7 protein-coding genes are annotated in these 8,223 nt (G+C 40.8%); 6 read left to right on the top strand and 1 reads right to left on the bottom strand.

The window, feature by feature from the left end; genetic code table 11:
- Positions 1–273: helix-turn-helix domain-containing protein (locus tag G602_RS0112810; protein WP_026659382.1), on the bottom strand; the 273-nt coding region annotated here is incomplete at its 3' end.
- A gap of 423 nt (positions 274–696) precedes the next feature.
- Here G602_RS0112810 and G602_RS0112805 point away from each other — a divergent pair.
- The 6 genes from G602_RS0112805 to G602_RS0112780 all read left to right on the top strand — a co-directional run bounded on the left by G602_RS0112805 (position 697) and on the right by G602_RS0112780 (position 8,201).
- Entirely contained in the window at positions 697–1,230 is a 534-nt protein-coding gene (locus G602_RS0112805) for a hypothetical protein (RefSeq protein WP_026659381.1), read from the top strand.
- A 56-nt stretch (positions 1,231–1,286) separates the two neighbouring features.
- Positions 1,287–1,970 carry a hypothetical protein gene (locus tag G602_RS0112800; protein WP_026659380.1) on the top strand — a complete coding sequence of 228 codons (684 nt, stop codon included), beginning with the start codon at positions 1,287–1,289 and terminating at the stop codon, positions 1,968–1,970.
- 85 nt (positions 1,971–2,055) lie between these two features.
- Positions 2,056–4,668, top strand: a complete 2,613-nt coding sequence (locus G602_RS26485; RefSeq protein WP_026659379.1) for a VirB4-like conjugal transfer ATPase, CD1110 family — start codon at positions 2,056–2,058, stop codon at positions 4,666–4,668.
- A gap of 29 nt (positions 4,669–4,697) precedes the next feature.
- Positions 4,698–5,540, top strand: coding sequence for a hypothetical protein (locus G602_RS0112790; protein ID WP_155829868.1), 843 nt, complete (start codon positions 4,698–4,700; stop codon positions 5,538–5,540).
- A gap of 110 nt (positions 5,541–5,650) precedes the next feature.
- Positions 5,651–6,988: a hypothetical protein gene (locus tag G602_RS0112785; RefSeq protein WP_026659377.1), complete on the top strand. Its 1,338-nt coding sequence runs from the start codon at positions 5,651–5,653 to the stop codon at positions 6,986–6,988.
- Positions 6,989–6,998: 10 nt separating this feature from the next.
- Positions 6,999–8,201 carry a hypothetical protein gene (locus G602_RS0112780; protein WP_026659376.1) on the top strand — a complete coding sequence of 401 codons (1,203 nt, stop codon included), beginning with the start codon at positions 6,999–7,001 and terminating at the stop codon, positions 8,199–8,201.
- Positions 8,202–8,223: the final 22 nt, after the last annotated feature.

The following is an 8,223-nucleotide window of genomic DNA, read 5'->3' as shown; positions in this document are numbered from 1 at the left end:
ATCATCAGTGATTTCAGCATTTCGGCCGCGACCAGGAGTATCAAAAATAGCATTTTCCGCACCACCATTTTTGTACTTTTTAAGGCAGAGTAATACGCTGTTACGATTGAGCCCAACCTTTTCAGCTATCGCATCTACAGATTCGCCATCAGCCTTTAGAAGAAGAATTCTTGCTCTTGATACGATTTGGGCCTGCATGGTTCTGGTGCGAACTATAGATTCAAAGTACTCACGATCATCATCAGGAAGAATAAGTGGTTGCGCTTTTGCCATACTGAAATCACCTCCAAAGGTTTTATATTATCAGTATAGCATATTGGTCTATTTATTTAAATTACAATCTACTAGAGGGCAAGTAGCTGTAATGGAGTGTCTTTCCTGCGTATGATTAAAAGTTCGATAACGGAAGATTTAAAGAATTATATCCAGTTCCCCGTTATCGGCAAAGGCTACGCACGCAGGAAAGCGAGGCTGTAAAGGGAACCGTGGAATAAACCGCAGCACGTCTATTTGTGCGAGGATTTATGCCGCGAAAGTCCCTTTACAGACGAAGAACGGAATGGTCGGATAAGGGGAAAATGTACATGGAAATTTATGTTTGAATTAGAAATTTGACTATTTTTTTGAAAAAGCGGAAAAGCTGTGTATTTCATTTTTGTACAGTTTTAAAGATGTTATTTTGAAAGGCGGTTGTTTATGGAAAACAATAGTAAAAACGGTAAGAGGATTGATAAGAAGGTGATAATTGTGATGGTGATTATAGGGCTTATCTGTAATGCAGTTCTGATGATTGCCGGGAATTTATCTAAGAAGAGTGTTGAAGAGCAGATGGAAGCGTACGATAGATTGTCTCTGGATACAAGAGCTTCTATTGAAAAAGTTGAGGAGAATTCTTTGGCAGATGTTCTAGCTGACAGGCAGGTGTATTTTTCAGGAATCGAGGACTGCGATATAACGGAGAATACGACTATTTATCTGGAAAATGATAAGGAAAATGAGGATATTTTCATGAGATATCAGATTTCTGATAAGGAGACAGGAGAGGTTTATGAGGTGACGGATCTTATTCCCGCAGGTGAGCATGTTGAGTGGGTTCCCGGGGAGTGTCTTGCGAAGGGTGAGCATACTCTTTTGTTTAATCAGGCGCCTTTCTTTTCATGGGAAGAAGCTGAGTCAGGGTATGTGCCGCTGACACAGGCAAATAATGAGGTTGTGGTTACAGTGAAGTAATTCCGATTGGGAAAGAAATTGATAATAAAAATTTAGATAAGAAATGGAGAAAAAAGATGAAGAATAATGTTATGTCAAAGATGGTTTCAGGTGTTAAGAGCGGTAAAAAGGCAGTATGGACTTGTGTAAGCGGAGTGGTTCTTAGTGCATCACTTTTTTGGGCACCTTTGAGTGCTATGGCGGCAGATCAGGTATTTACAGGTGATGGATCAGCTGATATTGAGGTTTCTGCTACAGTTGCAAGTGGTTATACGGTAAAGCTTCCGGCTGCTCTGGAGCTTAAAGATAATGATGGTGACGGATACTTTGAGGCTACCGGAGAGGTTGGAGTTAAGGGCAATATTGCCTCTGATTCCTGTATTGTAGTAGTACCTTCTTCAGGAGAGAAGAATGGAGAGGATTATACGCAGGAGACTAAAGACGGAATAGCTGATTGTGTTGATAAGGTTGAGAGTGGATATATAGCAGCAAATGGCAGTGTTGGGGATGATTTTGGTATAGCAATAACTTATAAAAACAGAAAGAATACGTCAAAAACACTGATCGGAACAGTGGGTCAGCAGTATGTTAGATTCAGATCTTCACATGAAAATGGTGCTCTTAAGAGGGGTGATGCAAGACTTAGTGCTGATTACGATGAGTATACAAATTCTTATGTGAATGTTGGCCTCAGTGTTGATGAGCCCGGTGTTTATGACGGATTGATTGTGTATACGTATAAGCTGGCTGAGCTGAAGTAATTGGTATGGGGAAGGCCTTAAGAGCGAGTTGCTCATATCAGGACAGCTAAAATCAGGTAAGAGTAAAAAACTATCAGGGTGATATATGGATAAAAAGAAGTATGGGGCGAAAATTGTAAATGCATTTTTGAAGTCGGATCCGATGGCAGCGCCTATGAAGATCTGTAAGACGACAACGCAGGATAGTGTGCCAATTTTTTCTGTGCATGAGAAGGAAAATCTGATAGAGACGTATCCGGGCTTTTTTACAAGGGGATACGATATTGTAGAGAATAACTATCAGACGGAGACTGTGGATGTACAGGAAGCAATGCTAAAGAAGTGGAGAGCGCTGCTTAATTCTGTAGGTACTAATTGTGAGATGGGGATTACTATACATAATAAGAATATTAACTTGCAGGAGTTTAAGGAGAGGGTGCTGAAGAAGGAAGTCGGAGACAGGCTTGATTATCTAAGGCGTGAGCTCAATCTGATTACTTTGGATAGAATCCAGGAGGGGAAAAATGGGATTGAGAAGAAAAAGTATGTTACTTTTGGGATTCATGCACCGGATTTAAAGAAGGCGGAAGCATCATTTGCGAGACTGGATAGGGAGCTTTCTTCCGGCATGAGGAGAAATCAATCGGATGCAGTAAAGATGCCTATAGAGAGGCGGCTATCTATTCTCTACGATATTTATAATCCCGATGATCAGGGAGGTTTTCCCCTTAGTAGGAGATCCATTAGGGAGAATAGTTCTGTATATGGTAGCAGCATTGTACCGGGGGGCAAGCCTGTAAAAGCAGGACTCAGTGCAAATGGCAGGGGATTTGATCTGGAGAGCTATTTTGACTTTGAAAACATGCGAGGGATGGGGATAGGTGTAAAGGATATTATTGCACCTTCATCTATGCAGTTCTTTGATAAATATATGCGTATTGGGAAGAAGTACGTAAGAGTTATGAAGATCTCAAATTTGCCCAACATGATGTCGGATGAGTTTTTGATTAAGCTATCAGATGCTTCGTTTAACATGCTTATTACAGTGAATATAAGGCCAATGCAGAGTAAGGAAGCGGCTGCTCTTGTAACTAAGAATTTGTCTCTTGCGCAGACTGCCAAGCAGGATTCATTAAAGAGGCTTGTAAAGGATAATCTTTCTGAGGAATTTGTTCCAATAGGAATAATGGAGCAGGTTGATAAGGCGCGTGAACTCAGATCGGATATGATCAATGAGGATGAAAAGCTTTTCAAGACTACTTATACGCTGCTATTTTATGCGGATTCAATGGAAAAGCTTTCTGAGTACACGGAAGAAATCGTAGCAAACTGTCAGGGTGATGTGGTTGGCTGCGAAATCATGACTGGGATGCAGGAAGAGGGATTTAATACTACGCTTCCACTATTAAATGTGGAGATTCCGTATCATAGACGTAGAACGCTTAAGTCTACTTCAATTGCGACAGTTTCTATGCCGTTTTCAAATCTGGAGCTGTGTGATCCGGACGGTATCAATTATTCCCAGAATCTACATACAAGGTCCCTCATTTTGTATAACAGGCTGCTTACGCAGAATTTTAATGGCTTTATCTTGGGAACTCCTGGATCCGGCAAGAGCTTTATGGCAAAGGCTGAGATGTTAAATGTTCTTCTTGGTAGTAACTCGGATTTAATAGTTATCGATCCAGAGGCGGAATATTTGGCACTTTCTAAGCTTGTTGGCGGTGAGACGATAAAGATTGAGCCGGGTGGAAGGTGGCATATTAATCCTATGGAGATCAGTTCATCTTATCAGTGGACTAATGAGGATGACAGTGAGGAGACTAATCCGATTTTGGCTAAGGCGGATTTTATCCTTAAGCTGATGGAGGTCATCATAAAGTCTCCGTTTGGAATTAATTCTGTTCAGGAGACGATCATTGATGAGTGCGTGCATGAGCTTTATGAGCCGTTTTTAAGTGAGGACGGAAGGCTTCTTGGTATTCCTGATGATAAGATGCCGACTTTATCAGATTTGCAGTTGGCACTGGAGAAAAGGCCTGAGATGGAGGCTAAGGAGCTTTCCATGGCGCTTAAATTGTATACAGGAAAGGGGTCGCTTAATACTTTCGGGTTCAGGTCAAATGTTGATCTGAAAAACAGATTTATTGTTTATAACATCAAGGATATCGGGGATAAGCTAAAGCCGATTGCGATGCTGATTATTCTGGATAGTATTTTGAACCGCTTAATGGAGAACAGGCGAAAAGGTAAGAATACTTGGTTTTGGGTGGATGAAATCTATCTGCTTTTTGCTGATGAGAGAAGTGCAGCGTTTTTAAATATGCTGTATAAGCGGGCAAGAAAGTATGGCGGCGTACCGACAGGGCTGACACAGAACGTGGAGGACCTTTTGGAGTCTGATACGGCAAGAAAGATGCTGTCTAACTGTAATTTCGTAATGATGCTTAATCAGGCACCTAATGACAGGGAGAGGCTTTCTGAACTTTTGAATTTATCTGAGAGTCAGATTGATGTTATAAGTTCAGCACCTACAGGACAGGGGCTTATATATACGGGATCTAACTGTGTGCCGTTTGCATCGAGTTTTCCGAAATTCCAAAAGGATGGAGTTACGCCAAATCCTATATATAAGGTTCTTACTTCAAACATGAAGGAAATTACGGAGTTTGAGAAGGCGGATAAGAGAAGGAAGTTGATGGAGAGAAGGGGTGAGTAGCTTTTAATTCTATGGAAAGGATACACATTATGAAGAATAAGAGAATTGTTTTAAGAGGAATTGAAAAGGCTGTTATGGCGGCAGTTCTGGGAATGGGCTGCGCTATGTTTATGAAGGTGCCCGGAGGGGCTGTGCATGCCATGGCAGCGGAAGAGGTCAATTTGCCTGTAGTTTCATCGACTGATGAGGGTAGAGCGCAGGGAGCTGTTTTTAAGCAGAGTGTTAAGCTTAGTGATAGCACGGGGGAGTATGCTAAAAGTGAAAGGGGCAACTTTACATTTGAGCTGAAGGAGGACTCCTGGGTTTATTTTACAGGTAATTATGCGAGAAATAATCACGATGGTGTTGGCAGCGATGTTGCTATTTATAGTGATTACGGCCATAGTAACAAGGCTTTGGAGTTTGATTTTGGTTACTGGCGCTATAAAAATGAGGATTATGGTTTTCTGAAAAAGGGAAGATATTATGCTGATGTTTATACCGAGCATACAAATTATGATGATTTTGATGGTGACGTTTGTATTCAGGGGTATGCAATTCCTGTGTCCAAGGTCATGAAGATTAATAAGAAATCCAAGAAGGGGATTACAACTGTTTCAATAGGGGATGTACTTGGAAGTTATGGAAGAGGCATGCAGTGCATAAATAAGAAAGTGGGCGTAAATTCTTTGCACAATAGACGTGTATGGAAAGAGTATGCTTCAAGTGTAAAGGTATGGGTAAATGGTAGCAAGAAGGCAAAGCTTCTCAAATTGAAGAGCAGTGGAAAGTATACTTATAAGGTTAAGAAGAACGGGAAGTATACTTTCATGATCGAGGATTCAAAGGGCAGCAGGTATCAGAAGACGGTGAAAATTAAGGTTAAAAAGTGATAGTAGTTGTTTTAGCTCGGGCGTTATGCCCGAGTTTTTTGTAAGCTTTTTTAAAAGGTGCGCATTTTGTGTATTTCATATGCAGATAAGTATATGAAGAGGTGGAAGAGATGATGATAAAGGAGTTTATGACAAGAGTTGCATCAGGGCTTATGGCATCTACGCTGGTATTTTGTCCAGAAGGTGGATTGCCAAAGATGGTGCGTGTTGCAGGGGAAGAGTCATGTACTGAGACGATGATGTTTTCAGGTGGACTTAAGGGTGATGTAAGCGATAAAAAGCTTATACAAGATATTTTTGGTGAGATAGAGAGCATGGGACGTATTCGTGCACAGGCGAAGACGATAGATGATAAGGCACAGGTCTTTTTGGGAGACGGACAGGGAAGTGTGCCGGTGTATGTTGATGCTTCCGGAATGGAAGAGAATAAGACGTCTGACGATGAGAACAATAATGGTGAGTCCGATGAAAACAAAAATGATGATGAAAACAAAGGGGATGAGTCTGATGATGGCAAAAAAACAGATGAATCCGATAATGGCAACAATGGTGATTCGGACAATAAGAAAGAGGATGGCGATAAGAAGGGTTCTGATGACAGAAAAAAGGATAATGATCAGAAAAAGTCAGAGGATCATGGGCAGGAGGATTCGAATACTTCTGGCGACAATGAATCTGATAATAGCGGAGATGTAAAAAATGATGATGATCGTGGGAATAATGAAGATAGTAACGAAGAAACTAAAAAGAAGAGGGCTGTAAATAAGAATAATAATGGTAAGACCAATAGAACAGGAGTGACGGATGAAAATGGAGAAGAAGATTATAGCGGCAGTGAGACAGAGGCTGGTGATTTTAGAGAAATAGAGCGTGAAGCTGTGAAGGCTGAGCCACTGGAGGATGATGTCAAATTAGAGCAAGGAGATGCTTTAGAAGACAAGGGTGATCCGGATGAGCAAAAGAAAAATAGGGATGATAAAAAAGAGCGGGCTATTAGGACCATGAGGATAGGATTTACAACTGCGCTTCTGGCTGTTGGACTTGCAGCCAGCGGTTCACTTAAGTATCTGTGGATGCTGATATTTGCATTTTTGACAAAGAAGAAGAGGAAGAAGTGGCATGGAGTCCTGACAGCAGATAGAAATAGATTTGTTGAGATAAAGAGTACATCTGCTGATGAGGGGCGCCTTGTTCAAGATTTTATTGATGAATACAAAGAGCCAGCAGTAATTATTGAGAAGCTGCGAGAGAGTAAGGCTTATACTTATCTGCCTGCTAATACAAAGATGGATGTAACGTATTCCGGGTTAACTGAGTCGAACATCAGGGCAGATGAGAATACTTTATATGAGATTTTAGCGACGATGAGAAAGGATGTCGGAGAGGTAAAGGTCCTTATACATAATGATCCTGCAAGGATTAACGTAACATTGACGTTTACTATCTGATAAAGAACAGATGAATTTTTTTGAGAGATTAACAAGGATTCTTTCAGATACTGTTTTTTTTCAAAAATATATGAAGTTTTGGCCAGAGCCACTTAATGATGCGTCTTTTGATGTGTTCATGGTTATTGTTTTTGCTGTAATGGTCATCATTCCGGAAATCTATTACAAGGTGACGGAGTATTTTACATATCGAAAGATCAAAGCAAAGAATGAGGAGTATGCAAAGGCAGCGAAAAGGTCAGAGCTTATGGGGAAGCCTGTGGGTGATATGGATCTTATCGAGCAGTATTTGAAGTTTTTAGTTGTGGCGAACTTCATAGATAAAAGGTTAGATATAAGCTTTGAGGAATGGAAAGAGGCTAAATTCGGTAAAAAAATGGATGAAAAGAGTTCAGAAGTGCCTAAAGCAGGGAGCAAATTTTGGATGCTTAAGGGTGGAACGATAAGGAAGATGATAAATTTATTGCTTCCTAAAAGCCTCCACAGAGTTGGAACAGAGCCTGATAGAAAGAGAGAAAAACGGGCAAAGGCGCAAATAGAAACAACAATAAAAGAAAAAAGAGAATGTAAAGATATAAAGGCGCATATTTCTGAAGTGGAGGTGCTTGCTGAAGAGGCTTCGAAGGTGGAGAAAGGAGCTACAGACGGGAATAAAAGTGTGGCAGTGGCAGTAGATGCTGGTAAAGAGGCAGTAATTGAAGGGAAAGAAACTATAGACGTATCTAAAGAAAAAGTAGATGCAGGTAAAGAAACTGCAAATACAGGCATAGAGGCAGAAAAAGTGGATTGTAACAAGGAAGCCAGTGAGAATCTTTTCCTTAAAGCAGACTATAAGGAGAGTGATGTTGATGAATTTGACATGATTCTTAGTTCCATAAAGCAGAGACGTATGGAGAAGGAGAGTTTCCGGGAAAAGGTCCGTATGATGAAAGAGAGCCAGAGTAAGCAAATGGAAAGCTTAGAGCCTTTTTCTGATGAAGCGTACATGGAGAGCCAGGGCAAAGTTGACAGCGTTCAGGATAAAAGGATTTTTGATGCGAAAAATGCTGCTATAAGGCTTAAGGAGAAGGAGGAGCAGAGGCAGCTTAGGCGTAAGGAAAAGCTTGAGAAACAGGTTATGAAGAAAGAAGGGGTTAATAGTTATGATAATGGAGATAGTAAGGGCAGTTATAGCTGCGATACAGGCGATAGCCTTGGGGCTGATTTTACTTAAGGTTGTATTAAAGTACGGTATG

This window comes from Butyrivibrio sp. AC2005, from assembly GCF_000424145.1.
Lineage (GTDB): Bacteria > Bacillota > Clostridia > Lachnospirales > Lachnospiraceae > Butyrivibrio.
Note: the sequence above shows the minus strand (reverse complement) of the source record. Positions and strands in the feature narration are given on the sequence as shown.